The organism is Maridesulfovibrio sp. (genome assembly GCF_963677005.1).
Taxonomy (GTDB): domain Bacteria; phylum Desulfobacterota; class Desulfovibrionia; order Desulfovibrionales; family Desulfovibrionaceae; genus Maridesulfovibrio.
In genome coordinates, this window is record NZ_OY781616.1 from 2,971,515 (window position 1) to 2,986,204 (window position 14,690).

The window sequence follows — 14,690 nt, forward strand, 5'->3', positions numbered from 1 at the left end:
CCTATCCGCGAAAAATTTCCACAACAGTAGTATCGTCATTGGGCGGGGTGTCTGCACGCCACTGTGACACAGCCTGAATCAATTTGTCTCCGAGCGGAGGCTCGCCGGATTCTTTCAAGGTTTTGAGCAGCCGCTCTTCCCCGAAGAACTCCCCGTCAGCGGCTCTGGCTTCGTCTACGCCGTCGGTAACGATTATGAGCGATTCTCCGTGTCCAAGAACAAACTCGGCTGTGGTGAAATCTCCGTCATCCATAATGCCTACAGGCATACCGAACGGTCTTTCCAGTTCCCTGACTTCTCCCCCGGCCACATGCAGAGGCGGAGTATGTCCGGCAACGGCGTAACTGCATTTCCCGCTGGCCGGTTCGTATCTCATCAGCACCATGGTCGCGAACATTTTACCGTTCATGAACTCCCAGGCGCCCTTGTTGATGGACTCAAGCATTGCGCCCGGATCTTTTTCATTCAGCGCTTCCGCCCTGATTCTGGTCCACAGGGCCGACATGATCAACGCAGCAGGCAGCCCCTTTCCGGAAACGTCCGCAATATAAATGTACCAGCTTCCGTCGGAAATTGGTATAAAATCATAAAGATCACCACCGACAAACTGGGCCGGCACGGAACTCCCCCAGATAAGGTCTCCGCCGTCCAGTTCCGGCTGAACCGGATTGAACTGTTTCTGTATTCTGGAGGCCGCTTCAAGCTGTGTTTCCAGCTTCTGCTGATTAAGCCGCTGCAGAAGCAGGTCGGACCTGACCAGCGCCACCCCGGCCAGATGACCGAAACTTTCCAGCAGTTCCTTGTCATCCAGATCAAAACATTCCTTGGCAGTTGAATTGAGCACCTGCACAACGCCCATCAACTTATCTCTGTGTATGATCGGGACACACAGTATGCAATTGGTTACAAAGCCGGTTTTCTGATCAGCAGCATTAGAAAATCTGGGGTCATTCTGCGCATCCACAACATTCAGGGAGCTTTGATTTTCCGCAACCCATCCGGCAATCCCCTTCCCCATGGGCAGTTCAAAGCCGGTTTTAAGTTCCTTCATTTTTTCTTCACCAAGAACGTCATTCATGGCAAGGGCAAACCTCAGCACGTTCCTCTCTTCATCATAAAGCATTATGGAGGAAGCCTCGGCCCCGGTAACATCCTGCGCAAGCCTCAGCAATTGAGGAAGAAGTTCCACCAGCGACTCTATGTTTGCAAGCACCTCATTGGCCTGGATCAGCATCTTCAGTCGTGCAGCCTGTCTGTCCACAGATTCTCCTTGTATTCCTTGCAACGGCGATACCGTTTTTCAGATTCACCCCTTACTATGTCACGTCAAACGAGAATAATTCAAGTATTATTCGCACCAGGAGTTGACTTCCGGCTTGGGCCAGTCGCGTACTGCTTCGGCAAGTTCTTCCACAGAGGCCGTTGCCGCCCCTACCTGGCCGACTACAATGCCGGCAGCATAGTTGGCTAGCACTGCCGAGGTGAGCGGATCAAGACCGGCAGCAAGGCCAAGGCCGAGAGCAGCGATGACAGTATCCCCGGCTCCGGTCACATCAAAGACCTTACGCGCAAATGTAGGCACGTGCCGAACCACTTCTCTGGACTCGAACAAGGCCATGCCCTCCCCACCGAGAGTGATGAGCAGATGATCCGGAGAAATACGGTCAAAAAGTCTTTTACCGGCTTCAATGACATCTTCCCTGCTTTTTACCGCCATACCGGCACCCTCTCCGGCCTCCTTGGCATTGGGGGTCAGCATGCTTACGGACTTGTACCGGTCATAGTTGACTGTCTTGGGGTCAACCAGAATATGCGGTTTATGATTTTTTTTGCCGAGCAGAGTCCAGAAGCGGTCAAAAAAGGACTGTGAAAGAGTTCCCTTGCCGTAATCGGAAAGGATAACCACGCTGTAATCGCAAATTTCCCTGTCCAGAAAATCAAAAAGCTCATCCATAAGACCAGTGGAAAAATCAGACGTATTCTCGCGGTCAACCCGAACCATCTGCTGATTATGGGCCATTACGCGGGTTTTCTTGGTCGTCGGGCGATCATCGGATTCATAAAGCATGCAGGAGATACCGGATTCCGTACAGAGCCGATTGAAGACACGCCCTTCTTCATCCGCGCCCACGAACCCGGTAAGCTTCGGAGTTCCCCCAAGGGAAGCTATGTTGCGGGCCACGTTACCGGCCCCACCAAGCAGATATTTTTCTTCGGTAACCTGCACAACCGGGACCGGAGCTTCCGGGGAAATCCTTTCAACCGCTCCGATCACATAATGATCGAGCATCACATCGCCGATGATCAGGACTTTCTGACCCTTGAGAGCGGGAAGGACGCTCAGTATTTTATTATCCATGTTATATATGATCCTTCTGGATGGCTTAATTATGATCTCAATTCAAGAATAGCGACAAGACGTTCCAGCTCTTCTTCGGAAGAGTAGCTTATGCTCATCCTCCCCTTGCTGTGACTGCCGCTGAAAACAATTTTGGTTTCAAGAGCGCTTTCAAGCCGTCCTTTGATCCGTTGCAGACTTTCTTCCAGAACCTTAGGTTCTTTCTTCTTGCGTTTCGCCCCGCTCGGTTTTTCAGCCGAATCTACCTGCGGCAGCGTGCCATTCTCTTTAAAAAAAGTTGCCGCTCCTTCGGCCTGGCGCACCGACATGCCGCCCTCAACTATCCGGTCGAAAAGTTCCTCGCGGATGTCATCATCTCCCACAGCCATAAGGGCACGGCCATGCCCTGCGGTTATCTTTCCGTCACCGATTGCATTCTGAATAGGATCGGAAAGAGTCAGCAGCCGCATGGAGTTTGATAGTGCCGAGCGGCTTTTGCCAACCTGTCCGGCAAGCTGTTCCTGACTCAGCCCGAACTTGGAAATGAGTTCCTGATACCCTCTGGCTTCTTCAATGGGGTTCAGATCCTCGCGCTGCAGGTTTTCAATGAGCGCAATGGCCATGCTTTCCAGATCGGTCATTTCCCTGACAAGAGCGGGAATCTCTCCAAGTCCGGCAAGCCTGGATGCACGCAATCTGCGCTCCCCGGCCACCAGTTCGAAAACGCCACTTCTGCCCTTGGAAGGACGGACAAGAATGGGTTGCAGAACACCCTTGGCCCTGATGGATTCCGAAAGGTCTTTCAGTGCCTCCGGAGAAAATTCCTTACGCGGCTGATTGGGATTGGCCACGATTTTATCAATATCGATCTGACGGGCGTCGATAGAAGCGTCTTTCCCTGAAGTTCCTGCCCCGGGTTTTGATCCCCCTAGGAGGGCATCCAGCCCTCTTCCCAGTCCGCCTGTTACACCGGCCATGACTATCTCCTTTATCCGAACCTCCCGACATCCGGGAGATATTAATTTTTCTTTGACTTGGTTGGAACCGTGATTAATGTATGCCCAGCAACTTCAAAACAAGCAACGCCGGAGGAATAATGTCCAATCACGATGATAATCTTACAGAACTTTATGATAAAGACGGAAATCTCATCGGGGCTTTGATCACCGCCCAGCTGTGGTCCAGTATCAAACCGAGGATCATGGACCTGCTGCCGAAAGAAGCACCCAAGGAAAAGCCCGAGCCTATCGGGGAATGGGAAACCCTCAAGCAGTACTGGGATTTCGCTTACCCGGTTGACATGGATGTCCATTGCGAACTCTGCGGCAACAAGACAGAAAACTGGGAAACCGATGAGCCCCGCAAGTTCCGACTCATGTCCTGCAACCTTGGAGGGCTTGTCACATTCAAGTGCATGCACTGTCAGGGCAGAGTCACCAAAAAACATTTCAAAGACGAAATCACCGTAGAATGCACTGAGTACGTCCCCGAAAAATCCAAGCATCTGGAAGCCCGCTACTAGGACTAAGACATTCCAACCATAAAAAGCCGACTCAACATCGGCTTTTTTTATTCCTGTTCATCTGCCGCAGCATGCCGGGCGACTACTTCCTGCGCCAGACTGATGTAGGCAAGTGCGCCGTTCGATTTTGCATCGTATGAAATCGCCGGCTTTCCGAAGCTCGGTGCTTCAGACAGTCTCACATTCCTGGGAATGATCGTCTCAAACAGACTATCCGGAAAAGCCTTGCGCACTTCATTTTTGACCTGTCGGGCAAGCCGATTTCTGCGGTCATACATGGTCAGAGTAACGCCTAGAACCGAAAGATCGGGATTCAGCCTCTTCTTGACCAGCTCATAAGTCATCAGCAACTGAGCAACACCTTCAAGGGCGTAGTACTCTGTCTGCAGCGGTACAAGCAGTTCCTTTGCCGCGCAAAGGGCGTTAACGGTCAAAAGTCCCAGAGATGGAGGACAATCAAATATTATGTAGTCATATTCATCATCAACCTGCTCTATCAAATCTTTCAGATAATACTCGCGCCCCATTTTATCTATTAGTTCAATTTCTGCCCCGACCAGATCCTGACTCGCGGGCATAAGCGACAAATACGGGATGTCCGTTTGATAGATAGCCTCCCGGACTCTTTCCGGATCAAACAATACCGAATATATATTTTCCCTTGAGTCACCTGGATAAAAGCCGAGTCCGCTTGAACCGTTTCCCTGTGGGTCACAATCCACCAGCAGCACCTTTTTTTCCATAACAGCCAGGGAAGCCGACAAATTAATGGAGGTGGTTGTCTTACCCACCCCACCCTTCTGGTTGGCTACAACTATTCTTTTTGCCACTTGAAACCATCCTGTTCATGAGATTTCAAATTTTCATATTTTCATGTTTCACGTGAAACATCTCTGCCAAGTTGACGTTCATTCAACTTTGCCCAAACTAGACTGAAACAATTTTTTAATCAAGAAAACGACTGTTAATTATCATGAGGTAAATCAGATACAACCTTAACGGAAAGACATAAAACACGACTCATTCAAGCCCTTAGCCCTTGATTAATTCACAAAAAAAACGGCGTGTTTTGCAATTAAAACAACAGGATAAATCGTCACCCATCCCTCTAAAACAACTCGTTGCCATATGGTATGATAAAATTTTTGTAAAAACTATGAAAGACACCCAAAATTTAAAAGAAGCGGTTTTGCAAAAACCGGATAGATAAAAGCATCCATACGCTCGCTCACGAAATATGATTTAAAAAAGCGCTTAAAACTTCTCGGAACAGTCAAAGATTCAAGATAAAATCTAAAACAGTTCCGATACAACCGACAGATCCACAACAAAAGGGCAAAAAAAAGGCCGCTCAAAAGCGGCCCTTTATCATGACTAAGTTAAGCTTAGACCCCGTAGTATTCCCTGTACCAGGCAACGAACTTGGCAATGCCTTCTTCAATTGTCGTGCAAGGTTTAAAATCCACGTCACGGACAAGGTCATCCACATTGGCGTAGGTTGAAGGAACATCACCGGCCTGCAAAGGCATCATGTTCTTTTCCGCTTTCTTGCCGATACACTCCTCCAGCACTTCTATGTAGCGCATAAGCTCTGTGGGCTGGTTGTTGCCGATGTTATAGATTCTGAAAGGCGCAGGGCTCGATCCCGGATCAGGTTTATCCCCAGTCCAGTCAGGATTGGGTTTTGCAGTATTTTTCATCACCCGCACAACACCTTCGACAATGTCATCAATGTAGGTGAAGTCGCGAAGCATTTTTCCGTGGTTGAAAACATTGATCGGTTTATCTTCAAATATGGCTTTGGTAAAAAGGAAAAGCGCCATATCCGGTCTGCCCCAGGGTCCATAAACAGTAAAGAAACGAAGCCCGGTGGTGGGAATGTTGAACAGATGGCTGTAGGAATGGGCCATAAGCTCATTGGATTTCTTGGTAGCCGCGTACATGCTTATAGGGTGATCCACATTATCGTGGATGCTGAAAGGCATGGAGGTATTAAGCCCGTAAACAGAACTGGATGAGGCGTAAACAAGATGCTCAACGCCGTTATGTCTGCAACCTTCCAGAATGTTCATGAACCCGACCACATTGGAATCAATGTATGCCTGAGGATTCTGGAGCGAATACCGTACACCTGCCTGCGCTGCCAGGTTGACAACATGGGTAAATTTTTCTTCAGCAAAAAGCTTTTCCATGGCCGGGCGGTCTGCCATATCCATGAACGCAAATTTGAAATTGGGGTTGTCTTCGACCTGTTTCAATCTGTTTTTCTTAACGTTTACATCATAATAATCATTAAGAATATCCAGGCCGACAACTTCATGACCTTCACCGAGAAGGCGGCGGGAAAGATGAAAACCGATAAAACCGGCTGCTCCCGTTACAAGGACTTTCATTACTTATTGCTCTCGTCGTTTTTGTCTATTGCCTCCCCCCTGCCGCTTAACGGTGCCAACATCTTAAATAAATCAAGAGGGAGAGGGATTATTGTGGAAGATTTTCCTTCAGCAGACATTTCTCGCAGCGTCTGCAAATATCTGAGTTGCAACGCTTCCGGGTGAGTAGAAATTATGGATGCGGCTTCAGAAAGCTTGCCTGCCGCCTGATACTCACCCTGCGCGTTGATGACCTTGGCCCTGCGTTCCCGCTCAGCCTCGGCCTGCTTAGCCATCGCCCTCTGCATTTCCTGCGGAAGATCGATGTACTTGAGCTCGACAGTACTTACCTTTATGCCCCACGGATCAGTGTGGGCATCAAGAATTTCCTGAATTTCGCTGTTCACTTTGTCTCGTTTGGAAAGCAACTCGTCAAGCTCAACGCCTCCACATACGCTACGCAAGGTGGTTTGCGCAAGCTGAGATGTGGCGAACATAAAATCCTCCACCTCCAGAATGGCCTTTGTAGGATCAATGACCCGGAAATAAACGACCGCATTAACCTTGACGCTTACGTTATCACGGGTGATCACATCCTGATGCGGAACATCCAGAGTCAGTATACGCAGGGAAACACGCACCATCCTGTCAACCACAGGAATCAGGATTATCAGCCCGGGACCCTTGGCATTTATTACCCGTCCGAGCCGAAAAATCACCCCGCGCTCATATTCGTTCAGGACCTTCAACGATGTGATCAGGAGAAACAGTATAATCAACACCGGTGGAATAATAAAAGTCACTTCGGACCTCCGTAAATTTTATATGATCATTATTTTCTTACAACGCTCAAGGTAAGACCGTTAATATCAGTTATGATCACCTCTGTCCCTATTTCAAGTCCGCACGCTTCAAAACACTCAGCGCTCCAGATTTCTCCGCGGACCCTGATTTTGAGCCGATGACCGTCACATTCAAAAACCTCTCCGGTAAGGCCTACCATGGTTTTACGACCCGTCTGATGGTTACGCAGCTGCGCACGGACCACAAGAAAAACAAGCGCTACCGCACACGCGGAGAATGACAAAACTGCGCCTAAAACAGTTGCCAACGGGACCTGGCTGATTTCTCCATCTTTGAATAGAATCATTGATCCTACAAGCATTGCGGCGGCAGCAGAAAAACTCAGCAACCCGTAACTGGTAATAAACACTTCAAGCACGAAAAGCACTGCACCGAAGAAAATCAACAAAATTCCGGCCGCATTTGTCGGCAGGATCGACAATGCATATAATCCCGTCAACAGGCAAAAACCGCCCACCACACCAGGAACCACCGCTCCGGGATGTATAAACTCGATGAGCAGGCAGAAGAACCCGGCAACAAGCAGGAGATAAGCCACCTGCGGATCAAGAAGCCAGGAAAGGACGGAATAGCTGAACCCGGCATCAAAAGAGAAAATACGAATATCCTGCGGCGAAAACCGGAGCCGCCCCTCGGGAGTATCAATGCCCCGTGCTCCGAGCTGCTCAAGAAAATCGTCCACTGAGACAGCCAGAAAATCAACCGCGTTAATGGTCACCGCCTGTTTGGCTTCCACACTATCACCCTGCTCAACCGTTGCGGCATACCAATCGGCATTGCGCCCCCGTTCCTGTGCAATGCCCCTTATAAACCAGGCCATATCATTGGTAACCTTTCTGGCCATGGTCTCCGGCAGATCATCACCGGAAACGGATACCGGGCTGGCTGCTCCAAGCGTTGTGCCCGGGGCCATGGCCGCGACCTGCGCCGCAGCCACAAGAAAGGTACCGGCAGATGCAGCCTTTGCACCGGAAGGGCCTACCCATATGCACACCGGTTTTTCTGCGGACATGATTATCCTGACCATTTCCCGCATGGAATCGCCAAGACCTCCGGGAGTGTCCAGCCTGAGCAGTATTATCCGGCTGTCGTCATTTTCAGCCTGCCGGACAAGCCCCTCAAGCATGCGCACCTGCGCCGGGCTTATACCTCCTTCCATCTGCGCATAAAGAACATTTATCTGCTCGGCAAAGACGGATGCAGGCAAAATGCTCATGAATAGCATCAGAAAAACTATTACTACTTTTTTATGAGTACCGAATCCGTTCATGCGAAACTCCTGCCCTTAAATCATCCTGCACATGGATTCAGACATGGCAGAAATTATCCTTACTCGGCTCAATCCTGAAAATGATGCAAGATGAATCCGTTGGCGCCATTCATCGAGCACCAACAAAAACCAGCGCCAGAGACTGAGCTTTTAAAGACAATAGCACCAATTACCCAAGGGCAGAAGTTTTTTGAGTCTTTGAAACGGAGACAAAACTGTCGGTTCCGGAACAGCGGAACAGACTATAACTGATAGGTAAGTCATGAGAACAGGATGCTCAGCTAGGGCAGAAATGCGGAAAACAGATCAGAACAGGGGCAGCCGCAAAAGGGAGATGCAGAGCAACTGCTGCTCTTCCGGAGGAAGGGTCTTTAAAAAATCCGGATCATTGAGCATGACCAGTTGGATATTGTCCACATGCACAGTCGATGCTCCCGGAGGCGCAGACGGTGCGAGCAGTTCGCGGGCCTCATCGCCGAAGCAGGCAACGAATTTAACGCCGTAGGATCGGACCCCGTTCCAGAAAACATCGGGACTGCCCTCAAGGGAACTCCCGTTCCATGTAGTACAGGGCCAGAAAGAAATCGCGCCCTTAGGCAGCCCCATATAGCCGATCAGCGACTGGAAAAGTTTCCTGCGCTGCGCATCCGCCTGACCGGACAGGTCCTGTGCCAGTTGGGCGTAAGTCCAAAAAATCTGCAGACGCGGGGTAATGCGCTCGGCAAGTTTGCTCCACGGCTCCGGCCATGAACACGGCTCCGGGAAGTTGACCTTTGCAGAAGCCGGCGAAGGCTTCCTGACCGGTACGCGGGAAGGCCGGGCCGGAGGTGTCGGCTGACGGAATCCCTGCCGGTCTGAACTCCCGCTTCCGGCAGAAACAGGCTGTGCAGGGGTCTGCACAGGTTTTTCAGGCATAGGCGCAGGACTCTTTTGCACGGCAGGACGCGATGCAGAAGAAGGAGCAGCCGGTGAAAGATCGGGAAGCGCTTCCTTGAAAAGAAACTGCAGGCCGTTCTGATACCACGGACGAGCCGATTCAAGAACGTTCAGTTCAGCAGAAGGTGATCCCATATGCGCCACGCTATTTCGGTTTTGGGAAGGTTCGGCCACTCTTCGGAGCGCCCTGCCCTGTCCAGAACATAAACGGAGTTGGTAGATGCTCCGAACCCGGCCCCCGGGAGATTGACCGGATTGGCAACTATCATGTCCAGATTCTTGCGCTCAAGCTTGCCCCGTGCTGCTTCCATTATATTGGAAGTTTCTGCTGCAAATCCGATCAGTTGCTGATCTTCACGCTTAATCGAGCCAAGAGTCTTCAGGATGTCCGGGTTGCATTCGAATTCGACCCCAAGAGAACTCCTGCCCTCTTTCTTGAATTTGCCCTCCCCGTGAGGAACGGGTTTGAAGTCGGCGACGGCAGCGGTCAGACATCCGGTGTTGCAGACAGGCCAGACATCCATGCTGGCATCAAACATCTGCTGTGCCGAATCAACTCTGATCACCTCGACATCATCGGGAAACCACCAGTTGACCGGACCGGAAACAACGGTGACCTTTGCCCCGCGCAGCCATGCTGCCATGGCAATACTTGCGCCCATCATACCGGAAGAGGGATTGGACCAGAAACGTACAGCATCCCATTTTTCACGGGTAGGTCCGAGAGTGATCAGCACATGCCTGTCGCTCATGTCATCGGGAGCAACGGCTCTGAGTCCTGCGGCATAAATCGCTTCCAGAGGAGCCATGCGCCCTTTCCCATGATCGCCGCAGGCCACGTCTCCGCAGTCGGGACCGATAAATTCAACCCCGCGCCCGGCAAGCACGCTGCAGTTATCCACTGTGGCCGGAGCATCCCACATGGCCGGGTTCATAGCCGGGGCGACCAGCTTTCTGCCGCGAAAGGCCAAAGACTGGCAGGAAAGCATTTCATCGGCCAGTCCGTGGGCCATTCTGGCAAGCATGGAAGCCGTAGCCGGGACGATGAGCATGGCATCGGCAGCCTGTCCAGGTTCCAGATGACCGAAGGTATCGTCCAGGGTCGGGAACATTCTTTCCCAGACCTTGAAAGCGCCAAGGGCCTCAAAACTGAGGCCCTTGATAAATTCCTGCGCACCGTCTGTAAGTGTTACACTGACCTCTATCCCGGCCTTGCGGAACATGCGCAGCAGGTCAAGAGACTTGTAGGCTGCTACCGACCCGCACACACCCAGATGGATACGCTTTCCTAAAAAACAGTCGAAATTCAGATGTTCATTCATTACTGGATATTCTGTTCCTGCACCCCGCTTGGATCGCGCAGAGCGTCAGACTTCATTTCAACGGCATAGATTTCCACTTCGGTATTATACGAACCGTCGAAAATTCTGACCGTGCAGCTTTTATATGGTTTGGTGAAGGACAGGGTGGACACGGTGGAGGTTATGGAGCGTTCCTTGGTCCAGTTGTCCTTGGCCATCTGGTTCACGAAAAAGTCGATCAGGCTCTGGTTTTCCACCCGGCCTTTCAGGACGATCTTACCGTACTTGAAAGACTGGTCTTCAGCAACATAAGACTGGTCAGGGACCCTGCTCAACTCGTTGGGAACAGCAATATCATCAAACTCAGTGTAGGGAACAAATTCCTCGTAGCTTTCGGCAGCTCCGCCTGCAGTCGCGACAGCAGGCTCTTCGGAGCCGGAATTCTTGCCGGCCAGACATCCTGTAAGACCTACGAACAGCATGGAAACAATCAACATTTTTACGAAAGTCTTCATATAAAAATCCTCCGGTTTGATACCAAATGCATATTGAAATTCACGCCAGCAAGGCTGGACATCAGTTGTCTTCCTTCATACAGACTGCACATTCATAAATTATAATCCGCATGTTTTCTAGACTTTATCTACATCCGGCAGCAATAAAAATCAAACCGGACCAGACCGGTCTCCGGATCAGGACTGATTCTTAAGCTTCTTTATCTTGTCCAGAAAATAATTCTCCATGTCCCGGCGGTCCTTGCGCAAACGCATCAACTCCGCTTCCATAATTTCCAGCTTATTCTTGAGCGAAGTGTTTTCCTGCGCCAGTTCGGCCGTGGCCACTTCAAGCTCCACATCCTTCTGCTCCAGGGCATTGGTTCGCTCATCGTACTCGTCGGTAATGGCCCGAATATCGAGCTGCGGGAGGGCCTTGATTTTTTTCTGGCTGCGGGCAAGAAGAACAAAGGCTTTTTTGAGCTTGTAAATATCCTCGCGCTGCTCTTCTATTATTGACTTTTGATCGGCAATAACTTCAAGTGAGCGGCTCATCTTGTCCATCATTTCTGCAAAAGCTCCGCTAAGCTCGGCCTGCAGATTCATGGAAGGCTGAACCGGTACCCCCCGTTCGGACGGGCTGATCTCGATAGTGCGCGGAAACTCGGCTCGAAGTTCCTGCTCTATTTCCGTGGTGACCATGCCCTCGTTGTACAGGGTTACTATCCGCTTGAAAATTTCCACTGCGGAATCGGGATATTTTGTGACCCTCCCCATTTTTTTACTGGGGAGAAAATCCTTGAACAGCGAAGCGTAACGCCGGGCTGTCGGGGCTGGAATCATCGTTATTTTAGATATTTCTGCAACAGATAACCATTTCATAAAAACAATCCGGTGTTCATGATCAACGTGAGAATCAGGCAAGGTGCCTGACCGGACAATCAAAGAACAAACACAGCATCGGCGCGCCGTTACCATGCCTGCTGCAAAGATTCTTATCAGATTATCACCAATAAAGAAAACTGAAAATATGAACGTTACAGAACAGGATTATTTCCTCAAAAGCTACGACTTCGAACTCCCGGAAAATCAGATCGCCCAGTGCCCGGCTGTACAGCGGCACGGCTCGCGACTGATGGTTCTGGATCGCAACACGGGTGAATCCGATATCCGGTCCTTCACCGATATTGTAGACCTGCTGCCGGAAGGCACCCTGCTGGTCGCCAACAACTCCAAGGTAATACCGGCACGCATATTCGGTAAAAAACCTACCGGCGGACGGGTTGAATTCCTGCTGCTGACCCCCCTGCCGCTTATCAAACCGGAACAGGACGCTCAGGGACGCATAAAAGCCGTAGTCAGGGGATTGCTCAGGGCCTCCAAGGGACCGAAAACGGGCGAAAAAATTCTCTTTGAATCAGGAATGGAACTTACCGTGCTGGGCAAGGGAGATTTCGGTCTTTCCGATGTGGAACTGAGCTGGACCGGGGACCTCAAAACCATTTTCGAGACCTGGGGAAACATTCCCCTGCCCCCCTACATCCGCAGGGCCGCAGACGAAACGGACAGTGACCGTTACCAGACTCTTTACGCGTGTGACGAAAAGGCCGGTTCGGTTGCAGCTCCCACTGCGGGACTCCATTTTTCCGAAGAAATCAACCGCAAGCTCCGGTCCAAAGGCATCGAAAGAGCCGAGGTCACTCTTTATGTAGGTTACGGCACCTTCAGCCCGGTCCGGGCCGAAGATATCCGCAACCATGAAATGCACCGGGAATACATTGAAATACCGGACGAAACCGCAAGCGCAATACTCAAAGCAAAAGCTGAAGGCCGACCGGTAGTAGCCGTGGGCACCACCTCGGCCAGAACACTGGAAGGAGCCTTCCAACAGACCGGACAAGTGTGCGAATTTCGTGGTGAAACCGATATCTTCATCTACCCAGGATTCGAATTCAAAGTGGTGGACCGGATGCTGACCAATTTTCATTTGCCGGAATCGTCCCTTATAATTATGATATCCGCTCTTGCCGGCAGGGATAACGTGCTCAGGGCATACAAAAAAGCGGTGGAGAACGGATTCAGATTCTTCTCCTACGGCGACTCCATGTATATTAAATAGCGTGGTTGACGCATTACCGTTGTTTAGACTGAAAAATTTGCACCTGAGCGCAAATAATTATACGCTGCTGCACAACGGCCACTTTTTTGTGCGCTGTAAACACTGGAACAAAGACTCATTGGACCCGGCCCGCGTTACAACGGGCTTTTTCTGTCACGGTAACAGGAGTTTAGGATGTCACGAGTAGAATTTTTGGAAGAACGGTGCAAAGGCTGCCTGCTCTGTACCACCGTCTGTCCAAAACAGATCATAAGGCAATCCGACCGATTCAATCAGCACGGCTACAAAGTTGCTGAAGTACCGGCCGAGGAAATGGAAAAGTGTACGGGATGTACTTCCTGCGCGCTGATCTGTCCGGATCTGGCAATCCGGGTTTACAGAACCCCCAAGGCCAAAGGAGAATAGTATGGCTAAAAATGGCGAAAAGCTTTTTATCAAAGGCAATGAGGCTATCTCCCGCGGCGCTATAGCAGCCGGCCTTAAATGCTACTTCGGCTACCCCATTACCCCGCAGAACGATATTCCGGAATATATGTCCGCAGCACTGCCCAAAGCCGGAGGCGAATTCGTCCAGGCCGAAAGCGAAGTTGCTGCCGCGAACATGCTCATCGGCGCCGCCGCATGCGGAGTGCGCTGCATGACATCCTCCTCCAGTCCGGGCGTTTCCCTCAAGCAGGAAGCCATTTCCTACCTTGCAGGAAGCCAGCTTCCGGCGGTTATAGTCAACATGAACCGCGGGGGACCGGGACTCGGTGATATCGGCCCCAGCCAGGGTGATTATTTCCAGTCCACCAGAGGAGGCGGACACGGGGACTACCGTACCCTCGTTCTGGCCCCCGGAACCTGTCAGGAAGCCTATGATCTAGTGATCGAAGCTTTCGATCTGGCCTTCAAATACCGCAATCCGGTCGTGATCCTCGGCGATGCCATCATCGGACAGATGAAGGAGCCGGTCACGACCTGGACACCGGAACCTAAAAGCGAAGACGAAGGCAAAGACTGGCGCATTGAAGGAGCAAAAGGACGCGATCACCGCATTCTCAAGTCCCTGTTCCTCAGCGAAGGCTCCCTTGCAGGACATCACATGGAACTGCAGGCCAAGTACGAGGCCATGGCGCAGAACACCAAACAGGAACTTTTTGAAACCGAAGACGCTGAACTTATCGTCGTTGCCTACGGTTCAATCGGCCGCATCGTTAAGAGCACAGTCAGAAAGCTGCGTGCGGAAGGCAAAAAGGTCGGACTGTTCCGTCCGGTCACCCTCTACCCCTTCCCCTCGGCAGAACTGAAAAAACTGGCCGATCAGGGTAAGAAATTCCTGACCATAGAACACAACCTCGGGCAGATGGTCGAAGACGTGCGCCTTTCCATCCGCACCATTACCGACAGTGACTTTTTCGGGTTCATGCCCGGCAACCTGCCCACTCCCGACGACTTCGAGGAGCCCATCCTCAAAAGCCTTGGAGGGAAATAG

General features: G+C 51.0%; 15 protein-coding genes. 4 read left to right on the forward strand and 11 right to left on the reverse strand.

What is annotated here, in order from left to right:
- Position 1: 1 nt before the first annotated feature.
- From ACKU4E_RS13180 to ACKU4E_RS13190, 3 genes are all read right to left on the reverse strand, one after another.
- Positions 2-1,261: a GAF domain-containing SpoIIE family protein phosphatase gene (locus ACKU4E_RS13180; RefSeq protein ID WP_320171540.1), complete on the reverse strand. Its 1,260-nt coding sequence runs from the start codon at positions 1,259-1,261 to the stop codon at positions 2-4.
- Positions 1,262-1,348: 87 nt separating this feature from the next.
- Positions 1,349-2,359 (reverse strand): D-glycero-beta-D-manno-heptose-7-phosphate kinase, encoded by a 1,011-nt coding sequence (gene rfaE1, locus ACKU4E_RS13185; RefSeq protein WP_320171541.1) that lies wholly within the window; start codon positions 2,357-2,359, stop codon positions 1,349-1,351.
- 29 nt (positions 2,360-2,388) lie between these two features.
- Entirely contained in the window at positions 2,389-3,315 is a 927-nt protein-coding gene (locus ACKU4E_RS13190; protein ID WP_320171542.1) for a ParB/RepB/Spo0J family partition protein, read from the reverse strand.
- Between the two features lie 119 nt (positions 3,316-3,434).
- On the opposite strand from ACKU4E_RS13190, the gene ACKU4E_RS13195 reads away from it, so the two are divergent.
- Complete coding sequence (locus ACKU4E_RS13195; protein ID WP_320171543.1) at positions 3,435-3,860, forward strand: hypothetical protein; 426 nt, start codon at positions 3,435-3,437, stop codon at positions 3,858-3,860.
- A 47-nt stretch (positions 3,861-3,907) separates the two neighbouring features.
- On the opposite strand, the gene ACKU4E_RS13200 is transcribed toward ACKU4E_RS13195, so the two are convergent.
- The 8 genes from ACKU4E_RS13200 to ACKU4E_RS13235 form a co-directional block, all read right to left on the reverse strand.
- The gene (locus tag ACKU4E_RS13200; protein ID WP_320171544.1) at positions 3,908-4,690 is read right to left on the reverse strand and encodes an AAA family ATPase; all 783 of its coding nucleotides are present in this window, start codon (positions 4,688-4,690) and stop codon (positions 3,908-3,910) included.
- A 555-nt stretch (positions 4,691-5,245) separates the two neighbouring features.
- On the reverse strand, positions 5,246-6,253 hold the full coding sequence (locus ACKU4E_RS13205; protein WP_320171545.1) for an NAD-dependent epimerase: 1,008 nt from the start codon (positions 6,251-6,253) through the stop codon (positions 5,246-5,248).
- Entirely contained in the window at positions 6,253-7,035 is a 783-nt protein-coding gene (locus ACKU4E_RS13210) for a slipin family protein (RefSeq protein ID WP_320171546.1), read from the reverse strand. The genes ACKU4E_RS13205 and ACKU4E_RS13210 overlap by 1 nt, the downstream gene beginning before the upstream one ends.
- A gap of 29 nt (positions 7,036-7,064) precedes the next feature.
- On the reverse strand, positions 7,065-8,366 hold the full coding sequence (locus ACKU4E_RS13215; protein WP_320171547.1) for an NfeD family protein: 1,302 nt from the start codon (positions 8,364-8,366) through the stop codon (positions 7,065-7,067).
- Positions 8,367-8,672: 306 nt separating this feature from the next.
- Positions 8,673-9,437: a hypothetical protein gene (locus tag ACKU4E_RS13220; protein WP_320171548.1), complete on the reverse strand. Its 765-nt coding sequence runs from the start codon at positions 9,435-9,437 to the stop codon at positions 8,673-8,675.
- Positions 9,413-10,624: a bifunctional phosphopantothenoylcysteine decarboxylase/phosphopantothenate--cysteine ligase CoaBC gene (gene coaBC / locus ACKU4E_RS13225; RefSeq protein ID WP_320171549.1), complete on the reverse strand. Its 1,212-nt coding sequence runs from the start codon at positions 10,622-10,624 to the stop codon at positions 9,413-9,415. Before coaBC ends, ACKU4E_RS13220 begins: the two co-directional genes overlap by 25 nt.
- A complete protein-coding gene (locus tag ACKU4E_RS13230) occupies positions 10,624-11,118 on the reverse strand; it encodes a hypothetical protein (RefSeq protein ID WP_320171550.1) in 495 nt (164 codons plus the stop codon). Before ACKU4E_RS13230 ends, coaBC begins: the two co-directional genes overlap by 1 nt.
- Before the next feature lie 177 nt (positions 11,119-11,295).
- Positions 11,296-11,979 (reverse strand): MerR family transcriptional regulator, encoded by a 684-nt coding sequence (locus ACKU4E_RS13235; RefSeq protein ID WP_320171551.1) that lies wholly within the window; start codon positions 11,977-11,979, stop codon positions 11,296-11,298.
- A gap of 148 nt (positions 11,980-12,127) precedes the next feature.
- Here ACKU4E_RS13235 and queA point away from each other — a divergent pair, with 148 nt between their 5' ends.
- The 3 genes from queA to ACKU4E_RS13250 all read left to right on the forward strand — a co-directional run bounded on the left by queA (position 12,128) and on the right by ACKU4E_RS13250 (position 14,690).
- A complete protein-coding gene (queA, locus tag ACKU4E_RS13240) occupies positions 12,128-13,216 on the forward strand; it encodes a tRNA preQ1(34) S-adenosylmethionine ribosyltransferase-isomerase QueA (protein WP_320171552.1) in 1,089 nt (362 codons plus the stop codon).
- 174 nt (positions 13,217-13,390) lie between these two features.
- Positions 13,391-13,621, forward strand: coding sequence for a 4Fe-4S binding protein (locus ACKU4E_RS13245; protein ID WP_320171553.1), 231 nt, complete (start codon positions 13,391-13,393; stop codon positions 13,619-13,621).
- A 1-nt stretch (position 13,622) separates the two neighbouring features.
- Entirely contained in the window at positions 13,623-14,690 is a 1,068-nt protein-coding gene (locus ACKU4E_RS13250; protein WP_320171554.1) for a 3-methyl-2-oxobutanoate dehydrogenase subunit VorB, read from the forward strand.

Excerpts from the sequence above, each read along its gene's own strand:
- ACKU4E_RS13220 (WP_320171548.1), bottom strand. The coding sequence starts at position 9,437 with ATGGGATCACCTTCTGCTGAACTGAACGTTCTTGAATCGGCTCGTCCG.
- ACKU4E_RS13195 (WP_320171543.1), top strand. The coding sequence starts at position 3,435 with ATGTCCAATCACGATGATAATCTTACAGAACTTTATGATAAAGACGGA.
- queA (WP_320171552.1), top strand. The coding sequence starts at position 12,128 with ATGAACGTTACAGAACAGGATTATTTCCTCAAAAGCTACGACTTCGAA.
- ACKU4E_RS13230 (WP_320171550.1), bottom strand. The coding sequence starts at position 11,118 with ATGAAGACTTTCGTAAAAATGTTGATTGTTTCCATGCTGTTCGTAGGT.
- ACKU4E_RS13215 (WP_320171547.1), bottom strand. The coding sequence starts at position 8,366 with ATGAACGGATTCGGTACTCATAAAAAAGTAGTAATAGTTTTTCTGATG.
- ACKU4E_RS13250 (WP_320171554.1), top strand. The coding sequence starts at position 13,623 with ATGGCTAAAAATGGCGAAAAGCTTTTTATCAAAGGCAATGAGGCTATC.
- ACKU4E_RS13190 (WP_320171542.1), bottom strand. The coding sequence starts at position 3,315 with ATGGCCGGTGTAACAGGCGGACTGGGAAGAGGGCTGGATGCCCTCCTA.
- ACKU4E_RS13245 (WP_320171553.1), top strand. The coding sequence starts at position 13,391 with ATGTCACGAGTAGAATTTTTGGAAGAACGGTGCAAAGGCTGCCTGCTC.
- rfaE1 (WP_320171541.1), bottom strand. The coding sequence starts at position 2,359 with ATGGATAATAAAATACTGAGCGTCCTTCCCGCTCTCAAGGGTCAGAAA.
- coaBC (WP_320171549.1), bottom strand. The coding sequence starts at position 10,624 with ATGAATGAACATCTGAATTTCGACTGTTTTTTAGGAAAGCGTATCCAT.
- ACKU4E_RS13205 (WP_320171545.1), bottom strand. The coding sequence starts at position 6,253 with ATGAAAGTCCTTGTAACGGGAGCAGCCGGTTTTATCGGTTTTCATCTT.
- ACKU4E_RS13235 (WP_320171551.1), bottom strand. The coding sequence starts at position 11,979 with ATGAAATGGTTATCTGTTGCAGAAATATCTAAAATAACGATGATTCCA.